Here is a 23,600-nt window from a genome sequence, read left to right on the forward strand (position 1 = left end):
CGTGGCCTCGAAGGGGGGGTGATTCTGTTCGTGTTGCTCATGGTGGCTCTGTCTAACTGGGCGCTGAGGTCGTCGATCAACCAATTGGCTCCCAAGCCGGTGCTCGAATTCGGCGGGGCCACGTGGACCCAGACCGGTGACGTGGAGGAGATCGTGTTCGCGGCGCGGGTTAAGAACAACGGCGGAACGGGAGCCGTTACGGTGTATGCGAATCTTGAGACCGACAGCGGCAAGTGGGAACAGCGGGAGACCGTTGTGATCCCCAAGTTCTACGGCGAAGACTTCCGGTTCGTGTTCCGGAGCTGGACGGGGACAAACCCGACCTACAGCCTGAGCCTGTCGGAGGACCATTGGTCGCATCACGGCCGTCGCGTCGCGGTCCCGCCGTATTCGGAGGGGTTTCTGCTGAGGTAGATCCCCGGCCGCGCCGGGAGTTGAGAGGGACCTTTCATCAGCGAGTTTGGGAAGGCTCCCGGGAGCGGTGACCTGCCGCTCCCGGGACATTCCTCGTTGTTATCTATCAGGAATCCGGCTGCGGAATCCCATAAGGGAGCCGCGTCCGACGCAGGCCAGGATTGTTAGGCCACTGTTCCAAGCCGAGGCACGATCGAGAGTCCGTCCCTGTTGGTGCGAGCGGCCGAACGGGCACGATGATCGACGGCTCATGGCTTCACGATGGATGGCCGTCCTCAGGACGGGTAACATTTCGGGGAGCCTTCATCGAAGGTGAACTCGTTTCGTGTTTGCTCTGGAGCTTTTGACTGACTTCCGAGGTGGCCAAGCGTACCACCTCGTCAACTCGAAGACGCGCGAGCGTCAAGAACTGCATCCCGCAAATACCGCCAACTGAGCCGCAAGGCTCTTTGCACATGACGCAGTACTTGGACCGCGCCCCCGCAAGGGGGCGTCGGCCATGTGCTGTTCATGTGCCCCTTGGCGGGGGTTGCGGGAGCGGCCGCGGTTCGGCGCTCCTGATTTTTTTCCCGCGGGGTCAATAATCGTGTCACAGTTCGGAAAGAGACCGGACCGCTTGTCCGGCAGCAGGGCCTTCCCCACGCCTCGTCCTGTGCGAGGCGCCGATGTCTGATATCCCCACTCAACTATATCTGCGGCTGCGCGGCGAGGTCATCGGCCCACTCTCGTCCACCGAGTTCGACGAGCTTCGGGCTTCTGGCGCGCTGCAGTATGCAGCCGAGGTCTCGAACGATCAGGCCACTTGGCGGCCTGTCAGCGGATCGAAGCCCCGGGCCCCCATTCATGACGTGCAGAAAGCCCCAGATGCGGGGTGTCCCCTGTGGTTTCATGCTCTGCTCGCCTTCTCAGGCTTCTTCCTGGGGACAATCTTCACATTGGCGTTTGCCACGGCACTAGGTGCAATGACCGGGGCCGGGGAAGCGACAGGTGCCCCCGCCTCCACGAATGCGACCAGCGAGGCGACCTGGAACTACTGGAACCGGGCTGCCGAAGCGGTGGCGGCCGTCAACGCGAGTGGTCCCCTCGACGGCGGACTGGCGGAGGCGATGGCCGTTCAACTCGAAGGAATGTCGCAGACCAACGTCGATCCCGACGTGGTGCAGTGCGTCCAGAGCCTAATCACAGTGACCCGCCAAGTCATCGACCACACCCGTCAGAATTCCGTGGCCATCGACGGGACGCTAAGCCCGGGACGCACCAGTCAGCTCACTCCGACCTCCGGCGGACTGCCCGTGCAAGAAAACGTCAAAGCTCTCACGAATCAGATCGAGCTGACTCGATCCACGCTGGCTCAACGCTACCGCCGCGTGTTTCCGTCAATCGCCTTTTGATCATTTTCTCAGGGCCCTCCCATGAATCCCGATGAACTCCACCCGCAATGGTGGCTCGCCGTCGATGGCCGGCCGACCGGTCCTTACAGCAAAGCCTATGTACTTGCTTCACTGGTCGGAGGCACGGTCCGCACCGACCAGCGCGTCGCTTCCACGGCGGGCGGTGACTGGCGGCCCCTCGGCGCCTGGCCTGCGTTTCAGGACGCGGCCCGGAAGTACCCACCGCCCTTCTTGCCGGTGTCCATCTCACCGACGAAGCTCGACAGGATCCTCCAGTCGACCGTGGCCTGGTTCTTCCTGGTCGGAGACCCGCTTCTGCTGATCTGGAAGGGGGTCGTAGGCATGATGTATCCCTGGGCGTACCTCGAAGCGGCCCCGCAGCGAAGCTTCGAGATGACGGTCACGACGCTAATCGTATTCGCACATGTCGGTCTTTGTGCCGCCGGCTGGCTGGGAGGTCTCCGGCTCCTCCAGGGGTCTCGCGATGCTGTGTATTGGCTCTCGGCAGTCATCGGCCTGAGTTGGTTCCTCGCTATAAGCACCACGTTGGTCGGGGAATTCTTAGCGGCGCTCTCAGACACCGCCATGAGGAATCCCGGTCAGGCGACATTCGAGGCCTCGGGATTGGGAATGACCGTACTGGGCATCACTCTCTTGCTGGGACTGATCACAGTGACGGTGCACGTTGTCGGAGGGATCTGGCTCTGGACACGATGGACGCGGATCGCCGTTTCCCGTCGGGGATTCCAAGAGGAGGCGAGATAAGCGATGCGGTACGAAGTCCTGATCGATGACAGCGTCAAGGGGCCCTACACATTGGACGAGTTGCAAGCCCAACTGACGAACGGGGTAATCTGGCCCAGCACTCCTGCTCGAGGCGTAGGCCAAAATGACTGGAGAGCGACTGCGGACGTTGTGGAACAACAGCGGAGGCTTCCGCTTCCTGGGGCCACCAGGGGGCATCGTTTTCCGCCACCGGTCCCGAACCATGACAGCCGGCCAACACAACTTGATTCGCGAGTCGCCCCTACGATCGCCGTGGAGTCCGTCATCGACAAGGTTTTCCGAGTCTGGGGATGGATCCTGGGGAGCTCGTTGCTTGTCGGATTGATCGCCGCAGGGGTCTACGTCTGGTATTCTGCGAAAGATCCGGATGAGCAGCGTTTGCTGCAACGCCTGGGACGAAGCGTGCTGATCACACTGAACGCCGGCGTCTGGAAGCCCCTGGTCTTGATTCCATTTGTGCTGATCGCCTTTTGGAAGTCTGTCGTGAAGCGAGCGAAGAAGATCTTAGGAACCGACCTCGACCGGTAAAGACGCCGAAATCGGGCCCGCCAGTCGAAGGTTCGTTTCATAAGGCACCGTCGCGGCAGCAGCATGAAGCCCTTTTTCGCATTAGTGTGTTTTCACAACTTCCATTTCGATCCCCAGAGCGCGGGCCGCCTCAGCCGGGGCGTCTCCCGCCCACAGCCCTGGCGCGGACGATCAACGCGGAGGCTGACGAGCCGGAAGAGTGAGAAAACTAGTAGGTGTCACTTTCCTTCAAGGTTCTACAGCACCGTTTCAACGCAGAAGAGTTCCGCACGGATGGAGCTAGAAGTACGGAATGGGTAGCGGGGGAGTATTCACGAATACCTCAACCGGTTCGTGCCTGTCCTACTCGGCCACTTCTGTCACTGGATCTGGTAGGAAAGCTGATCGGACAGGGCCTTGAGGAAGAGGCCATCGGGAGCCCTGCCATCCGGGCCACTCGTGTTGAGTAGATGGGGGTGATACTGAGGTCCCTGCACCGCTGGGGCGGCCCACTTGTCGCCACTTCTGCTCTGCCGACCACGACGAAAGCGGAGAGCGAATGTCGCCCCTGATTCGACCATCGCCGCCTAGCTGTCCGGGACTCGGACCATGGGGCCGCCCTCCTGCACGGCGAGCATTGCAGCCCGGCGCCCGAGCGTCGACAGGTGAACGACGTTCCGCCCTTTTATCGCGAAACCCCTTTCACACAGGTACTCGACCACTGCCCGCTCAACGAGACAGTCGGACAGCACCAGCATTCCCCCGCTGCTGTCCAAGCGTTTCAGGTAGGCAGTCTCATCTTGCCATAGAACAACTTCACTCATAAGTCATCTCTTATCCATTCCTTGGCCGCAGCGAGGGTCTCTCGAACACACGACGATACGGACACCGCCTGCGAGGAGCAGTCCTCTGTAGCCTGCGCGATTGTCTGCCCCGCACGCTGTCGACCGCTTCGACCCGTCACCACGTCAAAGTTCCATTTCAGCGGTCGTGGGCAGCGGCACCGCCACAAGAGTCTGGGCCTATCCTTGTAAGTCTCCGACCTCGAACCGGTAGAAGACGCTTGTCTGATAAGTGGGTGATGCAGCGAGGAGCCGCCGTCCCCGCGCAGTGACGGCGTACGTGTTCTCGTCCCGCGATATCAGGCCGAAACACTCCAGCAACTCCAAGTCATCGGGTGCCGGCGGTGCGACGGCCGGTGTGCCGCCGTCGTCGGTCGCGACCTCTTGAAGTGTTTGAAACTCGGAAATCAGCAGCAGCAGGCCGCCGCGCGGCGGGGCTCCTGAAGACACATGGGCATTCTCAGCGGCCATTGAAGAATCGATCGGCTATGAGTGTCTGCTGCTTTCCACGGGAGCTGCACAAGTCATCCCGGAGGTGTGGCCTGGAAACCAGGGAATCTTCCCCTTACGCCAACAGCGTGCCGCAAATCGCGGTCCGCGACCGAGGTAGCCGCCACTCACTTCGTCATTCGATCCGTGGTGGGCCGTTTCTCCAAGGCGGCGTTCAACTTCCCCATGGGCTGCGACCTGCACCATTGAGGGCAGCCCATCGTTTTGACAGCTCCGTAGTCCACAGGGCACCTGCCCTGACCCGGACGCCGGCCCCACCCGCCGACTGCTCGGTCTCAGCGAGACACACGACACGCCCCCGGGTAGTCGCCACCAAATGGCCGTCCTCTTGCGTTACAAGTTGGAGCTGCGCCAGGCGGCACGCTATCGAGGCAGCCGACAGACTCAACTGCCTGAGCGGCAAGCCATCCCCCGTCGCTGACGCCTGCAGGAGTTCATAGCTCATGTTTGAGAACAACAAATCTTCCGCTACCACGCTCTCTCCATCCAAACAAGGCGGCGTTGCGGGACGCGGGTTCGGGCGATAGTCCGTCCCGATCACCGCCGAGCCAGGTACATCATCCCGCAACGCGCTACCTTGGGATGTCGACACGAAGCCGATTTCAGTTCGCTCGAAGCACGTCGAGCTGTGACTCCAGCAACCAGACCGCCCCGACCGAGCCGTCACGAATCAGCTTTCGAGCTATGCAATCGCCCCACGGCGTTAGACGGAAGTCTTCGCCCTGTCGCTCGCCGAGACCCTGCTGACAACAGAAGTCACATGCCCCGTCCTGCGACAGCGTTCCCCCGGTCCCGCTGACCACGCTCTGAGTGGAAGTCAATTTCAGCAACGCCACTTCATCCCGCAACAACACCAGATCCATCTTCATTTCGTCCCTTTGTGAGTCACTCTGCCGAAGGCGGAACCGGCAGGCCACTCCATGTGCCCTCTATTCTCACTCGCCCCGCTGCGTAGGACACCGTGTAGGTGGCATCCGACCGCGCATTGTTCACGGACTAGGCTTTACCGGGGGAGCGCTGGACTCCCGGCGAGGGGGACTCGAACTGAACCGGTACTGCACCCACGCCTGGTAAAGCTGCCGCCCCGCCTCGGTAGCGCGATACTGGTGCTCCTCATACACACCATGCCGTGCTTGCAGAGACTCTAAGGCTTCGAGCACCTCGCCGAAGGGCTCCTTCCTCGCCATCGGCCTCCGCTCCACATTGACCATCATCTGCACGTGCAGAGGCGTCAGTTGGACATCCCAGCCGGGAATTTAGTCCCACGGGGGTTTCCTGGTTGACGCCCGCACCCGTTCAATCGAATTGACGGTAAAGACAGAATGGCTCGAGTAGTAGAGCTCGCAGGACGGTCGTCGGCTCGCTCCTGGCGGCATATGCCGCAGGCTGTCGTCTGATCGCGTTGTCGCCGACACTCTGAACGCCGGCGGCATGGGAAGCCGTTTTCCGGCCCTCAAGGTGTGGAGAGGGTGCCCTCTCACTCGAAATCGAAGTCATGATTGAATCTCGTGAGCTGGCCGAGGATGCGGACTGTGTAGAACTCGTTTCAGGCTGTCTGTCGCTGACTCTGACGGAATCAGTCCCGTCGCTTGTCGCGGTAGACGCTCCATCGCCAATTCGGAAGCAGAGGTGGGTAAAGCCTCGGCGAGCTCCCGGCGTGCCGCCGGAGCTGGCCGACCACCTCGTGATCATGGAGGACGTGTGTGCTCGCCTGAACTAATCGAAGTGGACCGTTTACCGTCTCATTGAGCGAGGAGAACTTGCACGGTCCAAGAAGAGGATTTGCAACTGCCTCGCGATCACCAAGAAGTCTCTGGACGCTTACACCCGCCGAATCGCAAGAGAGACCTGATCAAAAGCCCGGGGACAGGAACGGTCGCGATGCAATCCGATTTCGAGACTGCTCAACCGTCCCCAGGCGGAACACGAATTAAGTGCCCGAGGTCTGGGCTCGGATAGGAAGCCTTGCTTTACCGCTATCGAGCTTCATCAGTATCCGCCGGCTGGAGGAATCCGCAAGAAAGGAACACGGGAACATTCAGTCCCCGCTCGGGAAAGACCGGGCCCAAGTTGAAGCTCGAAGAGCACCGCGCTGCGATCCTCCAGGCGATTCGAGCAGCTCCGGGAACGACCCTGGAGGAACTCCGAACTCAGCTCAAGCTGCCGGGTTGCCTGGCGACGTTGTGGACGGCTCTCCAGCGGTGGGGAATCACCCTCAAAAAAAGTCCTGTACGCCGCTGAGCAATTGCGGCCGGATGTTCGGCAGCGTCGTCGTTGGTGGGACATTCTGTTGCGGAAGCAGACTCCGGCCGAGCGGCTGGTGTTCCTGGACGAGACGGCCATCCAGACAGGCCTGTCGCGGATGTATGGGTGGGGCGAGACTTCGCAGCGTGTCGTCGACCATCAGCCGCTCAGTCACTGGAAGACGTTCACGTTTCTGTGCGCCCTCCGGACCACTGGACTCTCTGCTCCGCTCGTCTTGGAGGGAGCGATGACGGGAGATGCCTTTGCCGCGTGGGTCGAGCAGTCCTTGGCTCCGACGCTCAAGCGGGGGGAATGCGTCATCCAGGACAATGTCGCTCCTCACAAGGATGAGCGGATCGAGAGACTGGTCCATCGGACGGGAGCGAAGCTGCTGTATCTCCTGCCGTACTCACCGGACCTGAATCCCATCGAGAACGCGTACTGGAAGCTCAAGACGCTGCTCCGCAAAGCGGCGTCCAAGACGTTCGAGACGCTGTGGGCGACGTTGGCAGATGCCCTCGACCGCTTCTCCCCGTCCAAATGCCAGAACTACATCCGGCACTGCGGCTACTGAATACGAATTGTGAAAGCGCTCTAGCGTCGAGTCAGCAATGTACTACACGCCGGGATTGCGGCGTCCTGAAGCGATTCGAGTCGCTTGGTGAGCGACACGGCTTCCGGCGATTGACGCTCGTGATCTGGACGGGCTGTCGATGAACCCGCCACGCCGCCACCAGGACTCGAGCTTGAAGCACTCTGCCCCGGGAGTACACTCGGCCGAACTTCAGGGTTTCAGTAACAAGGGCAAAGGGAGTCTCTCCAATGATCCGAGTTGCGCGCTCGATCGCCCTGTTCCTCGCCATTCCGGTGGCGACGGCTCAGGCGGCCAATGTCACGGTGAACTTTCAGGGGACCATTCGATCGGTCGTCGACGCCAGCACCGTCGAGATGGCGCCGATCGACTTTCATCCCGCCCCCGTCGGAAGCTCGTTTTCCGGAACTATGACGTATGACGACAGTTCGCCTGTTACCGACAGCGGGCCGGGTTATGCCCGCTTCATCGACATGCCGTCGTCGAGCGGCTCCCTGACCCTCAACGGACACACGATCGTGACCGATGGGCCGGTTAGCGCGCTTCCCGTCTCCGCGGAGAGTGGCTTCGGGCTGTCGGGGATCAGCTTTGTCAACCAGCCGGTGACGCTGCCGGCCGGCTGGAGCGTCCCCTACAGCCAGCTCCCGTATTTCACGGTTCAGCTCCGGGACGTGCCGCCGAAAGTCCGGCCGCTGACGCTGCCCTCCCTCGAAAGCGAGTTTGCGACCGACGAGATGAATCTTGTGCTTGATTTCCAGCGGAGCGTGACGGTGGCGGGCCAGACGTACGAAGGCCGGGTCTACGTCAGCGGAACGATTACCTCGCTCACGGTCATCAGTCCCCCGCCCCCGCCGCGGCAGGTGGCGATCGACGTCATCCCCACGAGCCGGGACAACGAAATCAACCTGAAACCCAAGAAGCCGAAGCCGCTCGACGTCGCCGTCCTGGGTGCGGCCGATTTCGACGTCCGGACGATCGTTCCGGAAACGGTTGTCCTGGGGGATCCGCAGTTGACGGACCCCAACGGCTCCGGTCAGAAGGTGGCTGCCACGGCGGTCTACCAGGCGGACGTCAATTCCGATGGTCGACTGGACCTTCTGTTGAGGTTCGACATTCCGGACCTCAAGGACTTCGGAGCCATCGATTCCTCGTCGACCTCACTGGCGCTAGAGGCCTACCTGGACAACCAGGGGCTGGTGTTCGGAAGCGACGCGGTGTCGATCGCCGGCGGCGGAGGGAAGAAGAAGTAGCCATTCTGCGCCTGCACGATGCCGCCGCTTTGGACAGCCGGGGGCCGGCATGCGCTCTCCCGAACCAAGGGGCTCGGGCTAGAGCCAGTTATGCACTTTTGTCTTGATCTGCTCGCGCCGGGAAGGGTGCGGTCGGTCGCGGGCATTCGTTTGTTTCTTCGCGTGCAAATCGTTCGGAGGAAGTCACTATGCGTGCGTTTTGCGGGCTGATTCTCGGTGGCCTGATGTTCGTCTGCATGGTTGCGGGCTGCGCGCCGAAGCAGCTGTCGCCGGCGGAACTCGAATCGGCGTTGGTCGGCACGTGGAAGGATCAGAAGGGGATGCCGATCGAATTTCGCGCGGACAAGACCCTGACAACGCCGATCGATAAGCAAGATCGGAACGGCACATGGTCCTTGAATGCTCAGTCGGGCGAGGTCGCGATCGAGATCTCAGAAGGGCAGCCGCGGGACGGCCGCACTTACCCCGCCGCGACTTGGACCGCTTACGTCAGCAAGGACGGTCGGGCTCTGCGGTTATATACACTGGCTCCGAGCGCGATCGAATACGCGAAAAAGCAGTTGGGCAAGGATCCCGTCGCCGTCCTGCGCAAAGATTGATGAAGCCCGCGTTCGCAAGTCGCGTCTGACCAGCCGTGTGGCACTCCCACTTCGCCAACGGGCCTAAGGATTGCGCCCGCAGTTCGGTATTGCGGCGGATCCTCGGCGCGAGAATGAGGCTATCTTAGAAGGTGACAGATGAATGCGCTGCAAAAGGAGCAACCTGCCTTCGACCGTGCCGTCTGCGATGCGATGGTTGCAAGCACTCCGGACGACTGGAGCGTGATCGTGCTGACAATCGAGCGACCCGACGGATCAACTGCTATCGGCGAACTTTCCCACGAGCTCAGCACGCCGGATCGAAACGGGTCGGCAACGCCGGACGATTCGCTGTACGAGGCGACGTACCGGCTGGACGAATTGTTCCAACGGCATGGTGCAGTGTTTCGACGCGCCGTCTATCGTGTTGAGCTCCTTCCTGAGTCGTGGCGGTATACGGTCGACTTCGAATACGTCGCTTCGAAATCCAAAAAGCGTTTCAGATAAGGCACGCCCTGCGGACACGTGTCCTGACAAACGACTGCGAACTCGAAAGCGGTCGTCAGGGACCATACTGCGATGCACTGACGAAGGGGCCGTGGCTGGGAGGGTCCCCGCCCGACCACAGGGAGCGGGGGGACCCCGCGCAGGCCTCGGAGTCGTCGGGGGTCCGCCGTCTGTCCCAGTTCGAACTAGGGAAACCCTCGGGCAAAGTTGGGGCAATGGAGTATTCTGAACGGTCGTCCACCCAGCATGATTCCCAACCGTGAGTATGAGCCCCCATGGAGACGCCAGATTCTGACAGCGAGCCTCGATACCGAATCGTCGTCGTTGATGATCACGCGTTGACGCGGCTTGGCGTCGCTCATGTGGTTAGGAGTCGACCGGACTGGGAGCTCTGTGGGGAAGCCGGTGAGTGCGTACAGGCGATTCAGTTGGTTCGCGACGTTCGGCCGGATCTGGCGATCGTGGACCTGCGCCTTCCCGGTGGCGACAGCATGAAGCTCATTGAGCAAATCCGGCGTGACGTACCGTCTTGTCGCGTTCTCGCTCTCTCGGCGCAAGATGAGGAATTGTTTGCTCAAAGGGTCTTGCGAGCCGGCGGACAGGGCTTCATCAGCAAGATGGAGCCGCTGCCAGCGCTTGTTGAGGCCATCGAGAAGGTACTGGCGGGCCGGATCGCCCTGAGCCCGCGGATGACCGATCGTCTCCTGGCTGCCAGCAGCGGACACGACTTTGAAAACAGGTCTCCCCTGGAATGCCTCAGCAATCGGGAGATGGAGGTCTTTGATCGCCTCGGCCGGGGAAGTGCGCCGAAGGAGATCGCACGAGACCTGCACCTGAGCATCAAGACGGTGGAGTATCATCGCCAGAACATCGTTCAGAAGCTGCAGTTGTCGGGGAGCAAGGACCTGCTTCGTCACGCAACGTTGCATGTGACAGGCCAGTTGAACGGTCAGGCTCCCGCGATGACTTGAAACGTGGTGCGCCGGCACTCTGCGTGTAGGGACACAGGCATCGGAGGATGCCATGGCACGAAAAGCAGCTGCGAAACGCGAACTGATCGACACGGGGACTGACAAGCGGTACGTCCGCCGCGATGAGAATGGGCAGTTCAAGGAGAGCGACGACGTCGGGCGGTCACTGAGCCAAGATCGTCTGCGGCATGCCAAGACGGTTGCCAAGAAAGGGCAGGGGGACAAAGGGGATCACGGCTGATTGCATTCGAGAGGATGGTGTGCAGCGACTGCACGCATCCCGTGCCCCTTGTTCGATCCGGCGACTCTTAATTCCCACGCTTCCGCAGGATGATGGCGATGTCAGCCACGCGGTACAGAAGTGCGGCCGTGTAGGTCTCGGACGGCTCCATCCCCGCAACGGCGTGTCCAAGTTCGGTGCATGTGTAGCCGGCTGCCGTTGATGCGACGAGCCGCTGCTGCACGAGCGCGTCCATGTGAAGGAAGTCAACGATCCCGGTTGGCGTTGCCATGGGCGTATCTCGGGTGCAGATCTGTTGCAACAAATGCAGTTCGGACTTTGCGACAACAATGTCGTCAGCCGGCCGTGCCGTGACCATCTTGGCCCCTGAGTTCCTGGGTCCCTCCGGCAGGAAATAACCTAGTCGTCCACGGCTTCTGCATCCTGCGCGCCTGTCGCAGCAAAACGGAACAGTCTCTGCGGCGTGGTACTGTCGAGGTGCCACTATGACCGACGACAAACGGGGCCGGATGCCCGCGGCGCAAAGCTGCAACTCGGTAGTTCAACGCAACATTCGGGATGTAATTCAAGCTCGAAAGAGAATCGAACGGAGGGAGTCGGGTAGCGAACGAATCGCTCGGAAGATCACAGAGCTGGCCGGCAATATGGGATTCGCCTACTTCCACTGTGCGTGGTTTGGGGTGTGGATCGCCTTCAATCTGTGGACGGGGGAGCGGGCGTTTGATCCTTTCCCATTCGTGCTTCTGATCACCGTCGTCTCGCTTGAGGCCATCTTTCTGACTTTGATGGTCCTGGTCAGTCAAAACCGCGAGGCGAAGTTGGAAGAGCAGCGAGCCGATCTCGATCTGCAGATCGATCTCCTGGCGGAATACGAAGTGACGCGGCTCCTCTGTCTCGTCTCCGCCATCGCCAAGAAGCTGGAAATCGACGACACTGACGACGAGGACATGAAGGAACTGCTGAAGACCGTCCGGCCAAAAGATCTCCTCGACGAGTTGGAGACTCTTGAGGAACGCAAAGCCGTTCCCTGACAGGGCAGGGCTTGGCACGGCAACCTCCACGGTGCTTGTCGTGCCGTCGCCGAGACTGGGGCCGGCACCTGCTCGTAGGCGGCTCGTATCAGTAGGCGGTCGCCGAGGCGAAGTGGCCTCGAAAATGGGCGGCTCAAAGTTTGCTGATCGGCGAAGTGAATCCGTTTGTTGGGATTCCCAGGGCGGGGTCGTTGTGCGGCGACCTCGCCCGTTTCATTTCCCTTGAGGTCGGGCGATAATCGCGGGAGGATGGACACTCCTCCTCAGTCCTCGGGCGAAAATGGCGTGTTCGTACTCTCCAGATCTTTGGGGCAGAGTCTTGTCGTCGACGAGGCATTCATCCTTGTTGTCGCATCGATCGGCGAACTCGAAGCGACGCTGATTCGCACCGACGAGTCAGGTCTGCATGGCGTCGAGCTCACGATCCGCCCAGGTTCCATGACAGAGATCGCGCCGGGAGTGGGAGCGACGCTGATCCCGTTCGAGAGACGAAAGGTTCGGATCGGATTTGTCACGGGCGATGGGCATATCGTACGTGCCCGTTCTTCGGCGTTGCGTTCATCATCGAAGCGCAAGAGTGCCGACGGCTCCACTGGCAGTAGCTGACCATTCGACGGCGCAACCGCTGACGGACGCTTGAGCGCGGAGCAGCCACTCCGTGCTCGCGTCCGATCAGCGTCTTTGAGGAACTCAGCCGTATGCCTTGGCCATGGAGAAAGAGCCGATAGAAAAGTCCCGGCAACATCGCTCTTCCAGGCTGCCGGACCTGGGGCGACGCTGCCGGGACATGATCCACCGATCGCAAAAAAGACGCCCGGACGAGTGCTACGTCCGGGCATCCCCCTCCTCACAGCCTGGGTCAAAAATAGGCTCTGTTTTCTGAGAGTGCGACCCAGGTTTTTCCCGGTCTTCGCTGTCTTCATGTGAAGCGTTTTTTCGTACGTGTTTCCATAGCCGATAGCATTCGTACGGCTGAGAGCGAAGGGACGGTGGGCAGGTCGGCCCCGGCCTGCCGTCCCTTCTTGGCTGCATCGTTTCGTGCGCTACATTCCGACATCTGAAAGCTTGCTGCCGAGTGCCGACAGCTCCGGGCTGCGGCCGAATTGCTGAGAGAGCGAACTCACTTTGCGGACCCTTATCCCGAGCAGCTAAAGGCCCGCGCGACGGCTTGGATCCAGTTGCAACAAGTTCTTGTTCCGAGCTACGTGTGACCGTGGCCTCCACTCTTCGTAAGGCGACATACGGGCAAGGGGCATGCATCTGGCATGGACGGCTCGCACAGCCCCCTGGTAGAGTGAAGGTCGGGTTAAAAGCGGCACTGCGTGCGAGGCGCAGTGCCATCAGATGCTGAAGCGGTGACCGGCCTGCCAAGGGGCGACGGACGATGAAGGACCTGTTCGGAGAGGGAGCTCCCCCCGGGAATGAGGTTACTTCAAGTGGCCAGGCCGACGGGCTGGTTCCGCGAGGCCTGCTGCGGATGTTGATGGGCGAGTACTCGTTGCTCCGCGATATTTCGGCAGCACCCATGGCGGCAGGGCCATTGGCACCAAGCGTCGCGGACGCGGTGGACTTCCTTCGGTCGCACGAGCTTGTGCTTGTTGACGAACAACAGGTCTCTGTCACCGATCGAGGTCGCCAGCTTCTCGAGGCGACTCCTATCAGCAGCACCAAGTACACGTTGGCATTCGATCGAAAACGTCTGGGCTGGTAGAGGCGAGTACCGGCCCCACGATGGGAGGTCGAGAGCATGAACAATCCTGCAGAAAGGCACGACGTCGACAGGCGATGCAAGGTCGTGCTGAAAGGGGGCCTGCTCTCAATCCCTCTGGAAGCGTTCGCCACGTTGCGAACCGTCGCGAGGGATTTAGAGCTGACTGCCGGCGAGTTACCGCCATCTCTCCGTCACGGGGCGCGGGAGCTGGCGGCGGTCGGTCTGCTGGCGGATGGGGACGGCGCGTTCCACATCACAGACCTAGGGCGTCGGGTGGCGGACGCGGTCCCGATGGGGCAGAGCGAGGACGTCGTGATGTTTGACGTCCGCCAGTTCGGCCTCTAGCGCGGACGAAGAGACCCGCCCCGCGGAAATCGACGCGCGTCGATTATCTTCCCAGGCGGCTCGGCCCGTGCGCCGTCCACATGGCGGAGTGCCCGGAGAATCTCTGGTCTTGATGGAAGTCGCCGGGGCTTGGAACTTGGCGAGTAGCCTAAGGTCGCATCATGCCCAAGGATTGACCTAACGCGACGCGGCCTGCCGGGTGCTGCCGTCGCGACAAGCAAGGGAGTCGACAGATGCAAGACCTGGTACTTTTGCCTGATGAAGTGGCGTTGCTGAAACGAAGCGCGTTGCAGGGAGGGCTGTGCGGAACGCACGAGGATCTCTCCCAGGAGGCAGCGTTCGAATTCTTTTGCGAGCAGGGGCTGGCGGAGCTCCGGGCGAATGGCCTTCGTCTGACTTCTTGGGGCAACCAGGTTGCACGAGAGCTGGTCGAGGATGGCAATGTCGGCGTTGTCCGGCTTCGCCCGTCAGTGCTCGCAGCCTTGCACCGCGCGTAACGCGCGTTGGCTGAGCAGACTTTCCCAGCGGGACGTTGGGGGAAAGCCTGATCTCGTCGAGCGTCTGCCGGGCTTGCCCATCGCTCGTCGATCTTTCCCCTAACGCCCGTGGCGGATGGCAAGAGGAAAAATGTGATTGCGGAAGACTTGGTGTTCTCAGACATCAGCTACGAACTCCTGCAGGGGGCCGCGTCCGGTGAAGGGGTTCCGGTTCAGCGGTTGACCGTTACAGATGCGGCCGCGGCGTGGTGGCTGGCGCACCTCTGCCTCGTTGCCCTGGAGAATGGTCGGGTGGTCGCGACGACCCGAGCGCACGTCGTCTCGCTCGCCGAGACGGAGAAGGCCCCCGGTGATTCGCACGTTCGTGTCAGGGCGGGATCCCTGTGGTCGACGGGGCTCTCTCATCGGTGGGCTGCTCTGGATCCCCGGAGTCGCATCCCGTGGGGCGGGTGAGTCGTTTAAAGGAGGAGGCGACATGCGACGGATCACGATGAGTGAGGGCGAGTGGCGGTTGCTCGTCGACCTGGTCGACGGGTTCCGGAGGTCCGACTACGACCCCGACGACCTGGAGCTGGCGACACACGAGCTCGTCCGCGTCGGGTTGCTGGAGCGGACTGAGAGGGGAGTCGAGGTGTCCGAGCTGGGGCGCCGGGTCAGGGCAGATGCCCCGGCGTTCAGTCGCGGCGCCCCGCGAGTCTGGGTCGGCGAGGACAAGCCGACGAAGCGACCTGTCGGGTCAGAGTCCGTGAACGACCTCGGCCCCTCGGCCTGACCCATCTAACAGGCCATGTTATACGCGCGATCCCGGTCAGTTTGGCCCCGGTTTCGCGCGCTCCAGGACGTCGTTACGGAATCCGCTGCTATCCACTTTCTAATGATTTGGGCGCACCTTCCGGGCTAGTTCCTCATCCGCCGGTCTTCGTAGTTCTGCCGTGCCGAGGACCATTCCGCACCATGCCTTCCCTGCCCAGTGGTCCCTCCACCGTCCGTCCATTGGAACTCCGCAGCACCCGCGTCAGCTTTGAGAACACCAGCTCGATGGGTTCAGGTCCGGACTGTACGGCGGGAAGTAGGCCAGTGCCAAAGTTGTTTCCAGATCCAAAGTGTTTCCCCTGATCATTCTGAGAGGTCTGGGGATCCGAGTCCTTGTGATCTTGTCACCCTATTGCGATCGGAAACCAGTCCGACGCCCGGTCGCCTTCCTCTCCTTCGGAGTAACGATCCGATGGCTAGCTGTCGAGGAAGCATCAGAGGTCGCAGGCCTGAAGTTTGCACAGACGGGCTGAAAACAGGAGCACACAGGCAATGGCGTCGGCTCAATCACAGCTCAAGGAATACAAGCGGAAACGGGACTTCCACAAAACCAGCGAACCGGCGGGGAAGTCCTCCCGACACCGTTCGACGCAGAAGGAACTCGCCTTCGTCGTCCAGAAGCACGACGCGAGTCATCTCCACTACGATTTCCGTCTGGAATGGGAAGGCGTTCTGAAAAGTTGGGCCGTCCCGCAGGGCCCGTGCCTCGACCCCTCGCTGAAACGCCTCGCCGTCCAGGTCGAAGACCACCCGCTCGAATACGGCACCTTCGAAGGGATCATCCCGCCGGGCCAGTACGGGGGCGGCACCGTCATCGTCTGGGACAACGGCACCTGGGAGCCGCTGGGGGACGCGGCGGAAGGTCTGAGGAGCGGCAAGCTCAAGTTCCATCTCCATGGCGAGAAGCTGACGGGCGGCTGGACCCTCGTCCGGATGCGTCGCAAGCCGGGGGAGAAGAAGGACAACTGGCTCCTCATCAAGGAGCGGGACGACGCGGCCCGGCCGCTGAAGGAACGGGACATCGTGAAGGACGAGCCGGCCAGTGTCATCAGCGGTGTCACGATCGGCGAGATGGCTGAGGAACCTCCCGCCGAGTGGAACTCCGAAGGCCCGAAGACCGGCCGCAAGTCCCGCCCGACTTCGAAGACAACCCGATCCAAGCCCGCGGCGAAGCCCAAGACTGTGGCGAAGCCCAGGACGTCGGGCGACAAGTTCCCGAAGTCGATCCAGGCCGAACTGGCGACGCTCGTCGAAGCCCCGCCGATGGGGGACGACTGGCTGCACGAGATCAAGCTCGACGGCTACCGCGTCGTCGCCTTCGTTCACAAGGACAAGGTCCAGCTCAAGACGCGGAACGACCTCGACTGGTCGCACCGCTTCCCGGAGATCGCCCAGGACCTCCAGCGGCGGTTCCACGGCGAGGACCTGGTCTTTGACGGTGAAGTGTGCGCGGTCGATGACGAAGGGGTGACGCGGTTTGGGATGCTCCAGGAGGCACTCAGCGACAGCCAGACCGACGGGCTCGTCTACTACGTCTTCGACCTCTTGTGGCGGGACGGAACGGACCTCCGCGGAAAGTCGCTGGAGGTCCGCAAGGATCAGCTCGCGGAGCTCCTCGGCAACCGTCCCCACGGCCGGATTCTCTATTCGGACCACCAGGTCGGGCACGGCGAAAAGCTGTTCCGGAAGGCCTCCGATATGGGGCTGGAGGGGATCGTCTCCAAGCGCCGCGACCAGCCGTACATCTCCGGGCGCGGCGGCAACTGGGTGAAGTCCAAGACGAGCCAGCAGGACGAGTTCGTCATTGGCGGCTTCACGGATTCCACCTCCGCAACGCGGCGTCTCGGGGCGCTCCTCATCGGCTACCACGACAACGGCCAGTTCAAGTACGCCGGCAAAGTCGGGACCGGCTTCACCGAGGCCATGACGGCGGATCTCCGGGAACGCCTCGTGACCCGGGAGAGCAATGAGTCCCCGTTCGCGGACCGCGTCACCGGAGCGGGGCGGGGCGTCCACTGGGTCGAGCCGAACCTCGTCGCCCAGATCGGCTTCACGCAGTGGACCCGCGACGGCCGCCTGCGGCACCCGGTCTTCCAGGGCCTGCGGGAAGACAAGCCGGCCCGCTCGGTGAAACGCGACATTCCGAAGGAGGCCCCGGCGATGGAGGAAGCACCGCACAAGACAAAGTCGTCCCCGGGTGGCAAACGAAGGCCCGCAAGCGCGACCGCCAGGAAAGCTCCAGCCAGGCGACGCCCCACCCAGCACCACAGCGGCCCCGAACTCTCAGCAGCGGACCAGAAGCAGCTCGAACAGCTCCACCTCACGCATCCCGAGAAGGTCCTCTATCCCGCGGAAGGGATCACCAAGCTCGACCTCGTCGAGTTCTACGCCGCGGTCGCGGAGTGGATGCTCCCGCACATCGAGAACCGGCCGCTGAGCCTCGTCCGCTGCCCGGACGGCGTCGGCGGTCCGCGGTTCTTCCAGAAGCACGCCGCCGGCGGCACCCCCGACGCGCTCAAGCGGATCCCCATCCGGGAGAAGGACGAAACCGAGGACTACCTCTACATCGACAGCCTCGCGGGGCTCCTCTCGACGTGCCAGATGGGAACGCTCGAGATCCACCCCTGGGGCTCCCGCTGTGACGACATCGAGAAGCCCGACCGCCTGATCTTCGACATCGATCCCGACGAAGGTCTCGCCTGGTCCAAGGTCGTCGGAGCCGCCCGCGAGGTGCGGGACCGCCTCCAGGATCTGGGCCTCGAAAGCTTTCTGAAGGTGACGGGAGGGAAGGGGCTCCACGTCGTCGCCCCGATCGTCCGCCGCGCCGAATGGCCGGAGATCAAAGCCTTCACGCGCGGCTTCGTCCGACAGATGGCGGCCGACGATCCCCGCTCCTACACGACGAACATGAGCAAGAGCGAACGCCGCGGAAAGATCTTCCTCGACTACCTGCGGAACGACCGCGGCGCCACCGCCGTCGCCCCCTACTCCACCCGGGCCAGGGACGAAGCCTCCGTCGCGGTCCCGATCGCCTGGACACAGCTCACCCCGCAGATGCGTTCGGACCACTTCACCATGAAGAACCTCACCGCCACCCTCGCGCGGCGGAAGCGCGACCCCTGGGAAGAAATGCTCACCCTCCGGCAATCCCTCACCGCCGCCATGCGGAAGACCGTCGAAGACGCCTGACGCCCGGCTGTGACTGACTACGAAAACTTCCACCATGGCCCGCAAGAAAAGCTCCCGCACGACCAAGAAGACGACAAAGAAAAAACCCTCCGGCCCACGGGCCAGCTGGCGGGGGACGGTCCAGCTCGGCCTTGTGACGTTTGAGGTCAACGCCATCAACGCCCACGCCCCGCAGGAGGACCGCGTCTCCTTCCACCAGCTCCACAAGGAGTGCCACAGCCGCATCCGCTATCAGAAGGTCTGCCCCGTCCACGGCCCCGTCGAGCAGGATGAGATCGTGAGCGGCTACGAGTACAGCAAGGGGAAGTACGTCGAGATCGACGCCGACGAGCTCGAAGCCCTCAGCTCCCGCGAGGATCGCTCGCTCACCATCGACGCCTTCATCTCCCCGGACGAAATCGACCCGATCCACTTCGACGGCCGGATGTACTACCTCTCTCCGTCGACCGACGCCGCCCGCGAGCCGTACCGCATCTTTCTCAAGGCGATGAAAAAGAAGGACCGCTGGGGTGTCGGCCAGGTGATCTGGTCCGGCCGCGAACAGCTCGTCGTCCTCCGCCCCTACGAGGACGCCCTCCATATGGCGATGCTGAACTACGAGGCCGAGATCCGCGACCCCGCGGACACGATCACGCCCCTCCCCACCACGGCGCCGCCCGCCCGCAGCGTCCGCCTGGCGGAGCAGCTCATCGACTCCTGGAGCGACGACAAGTTCAACCTCGCCGCGTACCACAACGAGTACTACGAGAAGGTGAGCGGCATCATCGACGACAAGGTCAAAGGGCGGGAGACGGTCGAGCCCGAGGTCGAAGAGAAGCCCGAGGTCATCAACCTCATGGACGCCCTTAAGAAGAGCATGGAGCACACCGTCCATCGCCGCCGCCCGGCGACTTCCACCCCCCGTCGTACCACGCATCCCCGGTCGAATCGCTATCGTTCGAGTGGTCGCTGACGCGTGAGACACGGACCTTCTCTAAATCCCCGGGTGAGTTGTTCGATTGATGGCTAAGCTAGGATTTGCCCGATGCACATTTCCTCGCTAACGATCCACGACGCGTCTGGTACCGGAGAATACGGTGTAGGAGCATTTGACCGGCTTTTCGAGAACGCCGCCTGCCCCTCGCCGGTAGTGGCTGTTGCCCTATCTGGCTAGCCTGAGCACATGGTCGACGTCTCGACCGGAGAGGTGCGGCTGGAGCAGGCGTTCGCCGACTTTCCACTCGCACTGCGTTGTTCGAGACCGGCAGAGTCCGTCCTAAGATGTGACACCTCTCTCGACCGCTAAACCAACCAGCAGGAACATCTGGATCATGCACCTGTTCGAGATCTTCCTCCCAACAGCAGACAAAGCTGGTCATCCGTGGCCCAGGAGCTTGTTCGAGGAGGTGCGGGGAGAGCTGACCGACCGTTTCGGAGGGGTCACTGCATTTCTGCGTGCACCGGGACAGGGGCTTTGGCGCTCCACGAGTGGGGACGTTCAAGAAGATGACATCGCCGTAATCGAGGTTATGTGCGATCACGTCGACAGGGAATGGTGGAGCGTCTACCGGAGACGTTTGGAGAATCAATTCGATCAAGACGTTGTCCTGATACGAGTCTCGTCAGCAGAAACGATTTAGTCGGCGGCCAATTGTTGATGGCAATACCAATGGAAGGAATCCGATTGACTGAACGGACCGAGGAACGAGATGACACCAAGTCGTAATCCCGATCTGCATGGGAGCGCACCGGACAAGTCCGATGTCGTGCTATTGTTGATCGACGTCATCAATGACTTTAATTTTCCTGAGGGAGACCAGCTGCTTTTGCATGCGATGTCCATGGCTCCCCACCTGTCAGCACTGAAGGCGGAGGCTAAGCAACTGCGGATTCCGGTTGTGTACGTGAACGACAACTTCGGCCGCTGGCGGTCCGACTTTCGCCACATCGTTGAACATTGTACCCGTCCTGAGGCGGCAGGTCGGAGGTTCGTGGAGCAGCTGCGTCCTGCCGATGATGACTATTTCATTCTGAAGCCAAAGCACTCCGGATTCTTTGCAACGGGGCTTGAGATGCTCCTTGCCTATTTGGGAACGCAGCGCGTCATCCTCACGGGTATTGCCGGGAACATCTGTGTCCTTTTCACTGCCAACGACGCCTACATGCGTGACCTGGGGCTTGTAGTTCCACGGAACTGCGTTGCGTCAAATACGCAAGCAGAGAACGATTTCGCCCTTTGTCAGATGGGAGGAATCCTGAAAGCGAACACGTCCGAGTCAACGGCCTTGGATTTAGCAGCCACTGGTTCGCGCGCGAGTGGGAATGAGAGCTAACCCAGTGTGGCCTGTCGCAGCACTTGTAACTACGCATCCTAGATCCGGAGCAAGGTGATGGAAGGCCCTTCATTGGTCATCCTTCGCGAAGAAATGGTGAGGTTCGTCGGCAAGCGTGCCGTCGAGCGCTCGACATCGATCGCTCAGATTTCGCCCGACGTTTTCAAGAAGCGATTGGTCACCATCGAAACTTGGGGAAAGCACCTGCTGATGCAGTTCGGGGATCAGACGATCAAGGTCCATTTCTTGATGTTCGGCAGTTATCGGATCAATGAGGAGCGAGACGGAAAGATCCCACGACTTCATCTGGGATTTCGCAATGGCCAGATCAACTTCTACTCATGTTCCATCACTCATCTCAGTGGGTGCGTCGAGGACTTGTATGATTGGCGGGTCGACCTTATGTCACCGCGGTGGGACCCCAAGTACGTCACCCAACTCCTGACGAAGCATTCCTCCGCAATGCTCTGCGATCTCCTTCTAGACCAGGATCTCTTCGCCGGCGCGGGAAACATCATCAAGAACGAGGTTCTCTTCAACCTTCGCCTCCATCCGGAGTGCCGACTTGAAGACTGCCAGTCGGCGATCCGTCGTCGGATGGTCAAGGAGATGCACAGTTACTCCCAAAAGTTCTATGAATGGAAGAAGGCCTTCGTTCTCAAGCGGAATTGGCAGGTCTACCGTAAGCAGCAATGTCCCCATTGCGGAGAAGATGTCACCGTGCAAAAGACCGGGGATTTGAGACGGGTGAGTTTTTACTGCCCGTCCTGTCAGCCAATGCCTGCGAAGTGACGTAGGCTGCTCCCTGGCGACGCTCGCGTCGCGCGGGCAGGATCGCCCTCAGAATACAATCGGTTGTGACATCGGCGACAGCCATCGGGAACCGACAGCCGCTCGTAACACTTCTCGGCCACGCCCAAACCCCATGAATGCAGTCAATTCGCCGGGTCTCGGACACGAGGCGGATCGACTAGGATGAGATTGTCGAGCTCCCGATCGCCGATGATTGGGAGGAGTGCGTGGGTGGCAAGTTGCTTGACGTAGTATGTCGGGCTATTGCCTCGCACCGTCACACGTCCGCCGCAGATTTCGACGCAACAGTTCTTGACCTGGCTTCCGACCTTTGAATCGACTGCCTTTCGAAGATCCGAGACGAGGTCTGTCGCCTGAAGCGCGTCTGTGCAGTCCATCTGAAGTTCTCGTTCTGTACCGCGATTCTGCCCGAAACTCAGCCCCCCGTCTTCGTGTCTCCCGGCTCGAGCGGGCAGGGACGACGGGCGCGTTCAACATGGTCTGGCGCATTGGGCGTGAGGAGCTTTTTCCGCTCTTCACGCTGGCGTCCGACCAACAGTTCGTCGGCACGTCGTTCCACATCTTTGGCTTCGGCGTCGTCCAAGATCCGCGATGTCATGTGAACCGCCGCGGTCGGCTGGCCGATTGCCTTGACGAGACGACCGAGCACCCCTTTCCACATCTGATTCTGGAGCACCCAGGCGAAGGTCTGCTCCGCCAGCCAGTCGGGAAGACTTCCGGCCCTGGCGAAGACCTCGATCTGGAACCGTGTGCGCGAGGCTGCGTCCGGCTGGCTCCCTGGCCCTCCGGCGGGGCGAGGGCCCGCGGAGAATCGAACGAGCCCCGCCAGCGGATGCCCTTCCACGGTCATGAAGACAATCTCCGTCGGCTCATTGACCTCCACCCGGATCTGGATGTGACCGCGGACCGGCAGGTGGGCGGTAAAGGTCTGCCCTGGCGCGACTTCGTCGGAGGCGCCGGGCTCTGCGCAGAAGTCGATCGGCATGATTTCCATGACGTTCCTACGAAACAGCTCGACTGCCTCTTCCGGGCCAACACTGTCCAGGTCGGCCCAGAAGACCTTGTTCTGCAGCGCGCCGACGCCGCGGGAAGGGGGAAGCTCCGGCAGCTCGTCGACGAGTCGCCGCAGCCCTTCCTGGACCGGAGTCGGAGGCCGATCGAGCAGGTCGGCGAGCCGCGGGCCCTCCGGCCTCCGGACGAGGTTCTCCTCGAGGAGCATCGTCAGCTGCGACTCGTTGATCGGCGGAGCGACGGAGGTTCGCAGGCCGGTCCATCGCAGGACCGCCTGCAGCGCGTCGAGCAAACGCTGCCCGAGCCGGATGAAGAACGCGGGGAGGCAGATCGCGGGGACAGGCCGCCGCGTCAGGTTCTGGAAGTGCTCGAGGAGCTTGTGCGGAGTCAGGATCTCGTCCCCCGCCAGCTCCAGCGTCTTTCCCGCCACCGTCCCGTCTGGGACGCATCGGGTCAGCGCCACACCAAGATCTTCAAACCAGATCGGCTGGAACCGCTGGTTCCCCCGTCCGACCTGCGGCACCGCGGGATAGGCCCGGACCATCCGCAGGAAGCGGCAGAAGACATCGTCTCCGGGACCGTAGACGTTCCCGGGGCGGACGATGACCCACTCGCGCGAGAACCGGCGGACCTCCTCTTCGGCCTGCCGCTTGGAAACGTGGTAGGGAGAACGGCCTCGGTCCGCCCCCAGGGACGAGACGGCGATCAGCCGCCGGACGCCGGCGCGCTCGGCCTCTTCAACGAGGTTCCGCGTCCCCTCCACGTGGATCCGCTGGTAGGTTCGCCCGGGGGGCTCCTCGGCGATGATGCCCGCCACATGGACCACGCAGTCGATCCCCTCCAGCGTCCCGCGGAGCGAGTCCCGATCGGCGATGTCCGCGTCCAGACCGCGGATCGGAGCGGGCCACTCGGCGCACTCCCGGGAGGCGTGGCGCGACAGCAGGCTCACGTCGTGTCCCGCCTTCAGCAACGCGGGAATCAGCCCGCGGCCAATCACGCCCGTTCCGCCGGTGACCAGGACCTTCACGACTGCCTTCCTTGGAAA

24 protein-coding genes and 1 pseudogene are annotated in these 23,600 nt (G+C 61.9%); 21 read left to right on the forward strand and 4 right to left on the reverse strand.

The annotated features are described in order from the left end of the window. Positions 1 to 39 precede the first annotated feature (39 nt). The 5 genes and pseudogenes from VT03_RS16640 to VT03_RS34720 all read left to right on the forward strand — a co-directional run bounded on the left by VT03_RS16640 (position 40) and on the right by VT03_RS34720 (position 3,119). Positions 40 to 414, forward strand: coding sequence for a hypothetical protein (locus VT03_RS16640; protein WP_156514553.1), 375 nt, complete (start codon positions 40 to 42; stop codon positions 412 to 414). A gap of 665 nt (positions 415 to 1,079) precedes the next feature. Beyond that, positions 1,080 to 1,805, forward strand: a complete 726-nt coding sequence (locus VT03_RS16645; protein WP_075094018.1) for a hypothetical protein — start codon at positions 1,080 to 1,082, stop codon at positions 1,803 to 1,805. 21 nt (positions 1,806 to 1,826) lie between these two features. Continuing rightward, on the forward strand, positions 1,827 to 2,570 hold the full coding sequence (locus tag VT03_RS16650; protein ID WP_075094019.1) for a hypothetical protein: 744 nt from the start codon (positions 1,827 to 1,829) through the stop codon (positions 2,568 to 2,570). Positions 2,571 to 2,573: 3 nt separating this feature from the next. Next, positions 2,574 to 2,708 (forward strand): annotated as a pseudogene (locus VT03_RS35250) (GYF domain-containing protein); the annotation flags it as partial. 135 nt (positions 2,709 to 2,843) lie between these two features. Continuing rightward, positions 2,844 to 3,119, forward strand: a complete 276-nt coding sequence (locus tag VT03_RS34720) for a hypothetical protein (protein ID WP_075094020.1) — start codon at positions 2,844 to 2,846, stop codon at positions 3,117 to 3,119. 1,001 nt (positions 3,120 to 4,120) lie between these two features. On the opposite strand, the gene VT03_RS16665 is transcribed toward VT03_RS34720, so the two are convergent. Then, a complete protein-coding gene (locus VT03_RS16665) occupies positions 4,121 to 4,411 on the reverse strand; it encodes a hypothetical protein (RefSeq protein ID WP_075094022.1) in 291 nt (96 codons plus the stop codon). Between the two features lie 641 nt (positions 4,412 to 5,052). Beyond that, positions 5,053 to 5,319 (reverse strand): hypothetical protein, encoded by a 267-nt coding sequence (locus VT03_RS16670; RefSeq protein ID WP_197488975.1) that lies wholly within the window; start codon positions 5,317 to 5,319, stop codon positions 5,053 to 5,055. 1,358 nt (positions 5,320 to 6,677) lie between these two features. Here VT03_RS16670 and VT03_RS16680 point away from each other — a divergent pair. From VT03_RS16680 to VT03_RS16705, 6 genes are all read left to right on the forward strand, one after another. Then, the gene (locus VT03_RS16680; RefSeq protein ID WP_255378624.1) at positions 6,678 to 7,268 is read left to right on the forward strand and encodes an IS630 family transposase; all 591 of its coding nucleotides are present in this window, start codon (positions 6,678 to 6,680) and stop codon (positions 7,266 to 7,268) included. 248 nt (positions 7,269 to 7,516) lie between these two features. Further along, a complete protein-coding gene (locus tag VT03_RS16685; protein ID WP_075094025.1) occupies positions 7,517 to 8,536 on the forward strand; it encodes a hypothetical protein in 1,020 nt (339 codons plus the stop codon). A 188-nt stretch (positions 8,537 to 8,724) separates the two neighbouring features. Then, positions 8,725 to 9,135: a hypothetical protein gene (locus VT03_RS16690; protein WP_075094026.1), complete on the forward strand. Its 411-nt coding sequence runs from the start codon at positions 8,725 to 8,727 to the stop codon at positions 9,133 to 9,135. Between the two features lie 138 nt (positions 9,136 to 9,273). Next, the gene (locus VT03_RS16695) at positions 9,274 to 9,621 is read left to right on the forward strand and encodes a hypothetical protein (protein WP_075094027.1); all 348 of its coding nucleotides are present in this window, start codon (positions 9,274 to 9,276) and stop codon (positions 9,619 to 9,621) included. Between the two features lie 275 nt (positions 9,622 to 9,896). Continuing rightward, complete coding sequence (locus VT03_RS16700) at positions 9,897 to 10,592, forward strand: response regulator transcription factor (protein WP_075094028.1); 696 nt, start codon at positions 9,897 to 9,899, stop codon at positions 10,590 to 10,592. 52 nt (positions 10,593 to 10,644) lie between these two features. Further along, a complete protein-coding gene (locus VT03_RS16705; protein WP_075094029.1) occupies positions 10,645 to 10,833 on the forward strand; it encodes a hypothetical protein in 189 nt (62 codons plus the stop codon). 67 nt (positions 10,834 to 10,900) lie between these two features. Here VT03_RS16705 and VT03_RS16710 read toward each other — a convergent pair whose 3' ends face one another. Beyond that, on the reverse strand, positions 10,901 to 11,104 hold the full coding sequence (locus tag VT03_RS16710; RefSeq protein WP_156514554.1) for a hypothetical protein: 204 nt from the start codon (positions 11,102 to 11,104) through the stop codon (positions 10,901 to 10,903). A gap of 214 nt (positions 11,105 to 11,318) precedes the next feature. Here VT03_RS16710 and VT03_RS16715 point away from each other — a divergent pair, with 214 nt between their 5' ends. The 10 genes from VT03_RS16715 (at position 11,319) to VT03_RS16770 (ending at position 21,523) form a co-directional block, all read left to right on the forward strand. Beyond that, complete coding sequence (locus VT03_RS16715; RefSeq protein ID WP_075094031.1) at positions 11,319 to 11,864, forward strand: DUF1003 domain-containing protein; 546 nt, start codon at positions 11,319 to 11,321, stop codon at positions 11,862 to 11,864. A 285-nt stretch (positions 11,865 to 12,149) separates the two neighbouring features. Then, the gene (locus tag VT03_RS16720) at positions 12,150 to 12,470 is read left to right on the forward strand and encodes a hypothetical protein (RefSeq protein WP_075094032.1); all 321 of its coding nucleotides are present in this window, start codon (positions 12,150 to 12,152) and stop codon (positions 12,468 to 12,470) included. A gap of 778 nt (positions 12,471 to 13,248) precedes the next feature. Further along, positions 13,249 to 13,575, forward strand: a complete 327-nt coding sequence (locus VT03_RS16725; RefSeq protein ID WP_075094033.1) for a hypothetical protein — start codon at positions 13,249 to 13,251, stop codon at positions 13,573 to 13,575. Positions 13,576 to 13,611: 36 nt separating this feature from the next. After that, a complete protein-coding gene (locus VT03_RS16730; protein WP_075094034.1) occupies positions 13,612 to 13,920 on the forward strand; it encodes a hypothetical protein in 309 nt (102 codons plus the stop codon). A gap of 233 nt (positions 13,921 to 14,153) precedes the next feature. Beyond that, entirely contained in the window at positions 14,154 to 14,417 is a 264-nt protein-coding gene (locus VT03_RS16735; protein WP_075094035.1) for a hypothetical protein, read from the forward strand. Positions 14,418 to 14,892: 475 nt separating this feature from the next. After that, positions 14,893 to 15,189: a hypothetical protein gene (locus VT03_RS16745; RefSeq protein ID WP_075094037.1), complete on the forward strand. Its 297-nt coding sequence runs from the start codon at positions 14,893 to 14,895 to the stop codon at positions 15,187 to 15,189. A gap of 533 nt (positions 15,190 to 15,722) precedes the next feature. Beyond that, entirely contained in the window at positions 15,723 to 18,419 is a 2,697-nt protein-coding gene (ligD, locus tag VT03_RS16750) for a DNA ligase D (protein ID WP_075094038.1), read from the forward strand. Between the two features lie 34 nt (positions 18,420 to 18,453). Further along, positions 18,454 to 19,371 (forward strand): Ku protein, encoded by a 918-nt coding sequence (locus VT03_RS16755; RefSeq protein WP_075094039.1) that lies wholly within the window; start codon positions 18,454 to 18,456, stop codon positions 19,369 to 19,371. A 736-nt stretch (positions 19,372 to 20,107) separates the two neighbouring features. Further along, positions 20,108 to 20,731: a cysteine hydrolase family protein gene (locus tag VT03_RS16765; RefSeq protein ID WP_075094041.1), complete on the forward strand. Its 624-nt coding sequence runs from the start codon at positions 20,108 to 20,110 to the stop codon at positions 20,729 to 20,731. A gap of 57 nt (positions 20,732 to 20,788) precedes the next feature. Further along, on the forward strand, positions 20,789 to 21,523 hold the full coding sequence (locus VT03_RS16770) for a DNA-formamidopyrimidine glycosylase family protein (RefSeq protein WP_082846281.1): 735 nt from the start codon (positions 20,789 to 20,791) through the stop codon (positions 21,521 to 21,523). 436 nt (positions 21,524 to 21,959) lie between these two features. Here the strand turns inward: VT03_RS16770 and VT03_RS16780 are convergent, their stop codons facing one another. Beyond that, positions 21,960 to 23,582, reverse strand: a complete 1,623-nt coding sequence (locus tag VT03_RS16780; RefSeq protein WP_075094044.1) for an NAD-dependent epimerase/dehydratase family protein — start codon at positions 23,580 to 23,582, stop codon at positions 21,960 to 21,962. Positions 23,583 to 23,600: the final 18 nt, after the last annotated feature.

It is taken from the genome of Planctomyces sp. SH-PL14 (assembly GCF_001610835.1).
GTDB lineage: Bacteria > Planctomycetota > Planctomycetia > Planctomycetales > Planctomycetaceae > Planctomyces_A.

Excerpts from the sequence above, each read along its gene's own strand:
- VT03_RS16695 (WP_075094027.1), top strand. The coding sequence starts at position 9,274 with ATGAATGCGCTGCAAAAGGAGCAACCTGCCTTCGACCGTGCCGTCTGC.
- VT03_RS16730 (WP_075094034.1), top strand. The coding sequence starts at position 13,612 with ATGAACAATCCTGCAGAAAGGCACGACGTCGACAGGCGATGCAAGGTC.
- VT03_RS16735 (WP_075094035.1), top strand. The coding sequence starts at position 14,154 with ATGCAAGACCTGGTACTTTTGCCTGATGAAGTGGCGTTGCTGAAACGA.
- VT03_RS16725 (WP_075094033.1), top strand. The coding sequence starts at position 13,249 with ATGAAGGACCTGTTCGGAGAGGGAGCTCCCCCCGGGAATGAGGTTACT.
- VT03_RS16715 (WP_075094031.1), top strand. The coding sequence starts at position 11,319 with ATGACCGACGACAAACGGGGCCGGATGCCCGCGGCGCAAAGCTGCAAC.
- VT03_RS16710 (WP_156514554.1), bottom strand. The coding sequence starts at position 11,104 with ATGGCAACGCCAACCGGGATCGTTGACTTCCTTCACATGGACGCGCTC.
- VT03_RS16770 (WP_082846281.1), top strand. The coding sequence starts at position 20,789 with ATGGAAGGCCCTTCATTGGTCATCCTTCGCGAAGAAATGGTGAGGTTC.
- VT03_RS16705 (WP_075094029.1), top strand. The coding sequence starts at position 10,645 with ATGGCACGAAAAGCAGCTGCGAAACGCGAACTGATCGACACGGGGACT.
- VT03_RS16665 (WP_075094022.1), bottom strand. The coding sequence starts at position 4,411 with ATGGCCGCTGAGAATGCCCATGTGTCTTCAGGAGCCCCGCCGCGCGGC.
- VT03_RS16765 (WP_075094041.1), top strand. The coding sequence starts at position 20,108 with ATGACACCAAGTCGTAATCCCGATCTGCATGGGAGCGCACCGGACAAG.
- VT03_RS16690 (WP_075094026.1), top strand. The coding sequence starts at position 8,725 with ATGCGTGCGTTTTGCGGGCTGATTCTCGGTGGCCTGATGTTCGTCTGC.
- VT03_RS16650 (WP_075094019.1), top strand. The coding sequence starts at position 1,827 with ATGAATCCCGATGAACTCCACCCGCAATGGTGGCTCGCCGTCGATGGC.
- ligD (WP_075094038.1), top strand. The coding sequence starts at position 15,723 with ATGGCGTCGGCTCAATCACAGCTCAAGGAATACAAGCGGAAACGGGAC.
- VT03_RS16685 (WP_075094025.1), top strand. The coding sequence starts at position 7,517 with ATGATCCGAGTTGCGCGCTCGATCGCCCTGTTCCTCGCCATTCCGGTG.
- VT03_RS16745 (WP_075094037.1), top strand. The coding sequence starts at position 14,893 with ATGCGACGGATCACGATGAGTGAGGGCGAGTGGCGGTTGCTCGTCGAC.
- VT03_RS16700 (WP_075094028.1), top strand. The coding sequence starts at position 9,897 with ATGGAGACGCCAGATTCTGACAGCGAGCCTCGATACCGAATCGTCGTC.
- VT03_RS16640 (WP_156514553.1), top strand. The coding sequence starts at position 40 with ATGGTGGCTCTGTCTAACTGGGCGCTGAGGTCGTCGATCAACCAATTG.
- VT03_RS16755 (WP_075094039.1), top strand. The coding sequence starts at position 18,454 with ATGGCCCGCAAGAAAAGCTCCCGCACGACCAAGAAGACGACAAAGAAA.
- VT03_RS16670 (WP_197488975.1), bottom strand. The coding sequence starts at position 5,319 with ATGAAGATGGATCTGGTGTTGTTGCGGGATGAAGTGGCGTTGCTGAAA.
- VT03_RS16645 (WP_075094018.1), top strand. The coding sequence starts at position 1,080 with ATGTCTGATATCCCCACTCAACTATATCTGCGGCTGCGCGGCGAGGTC.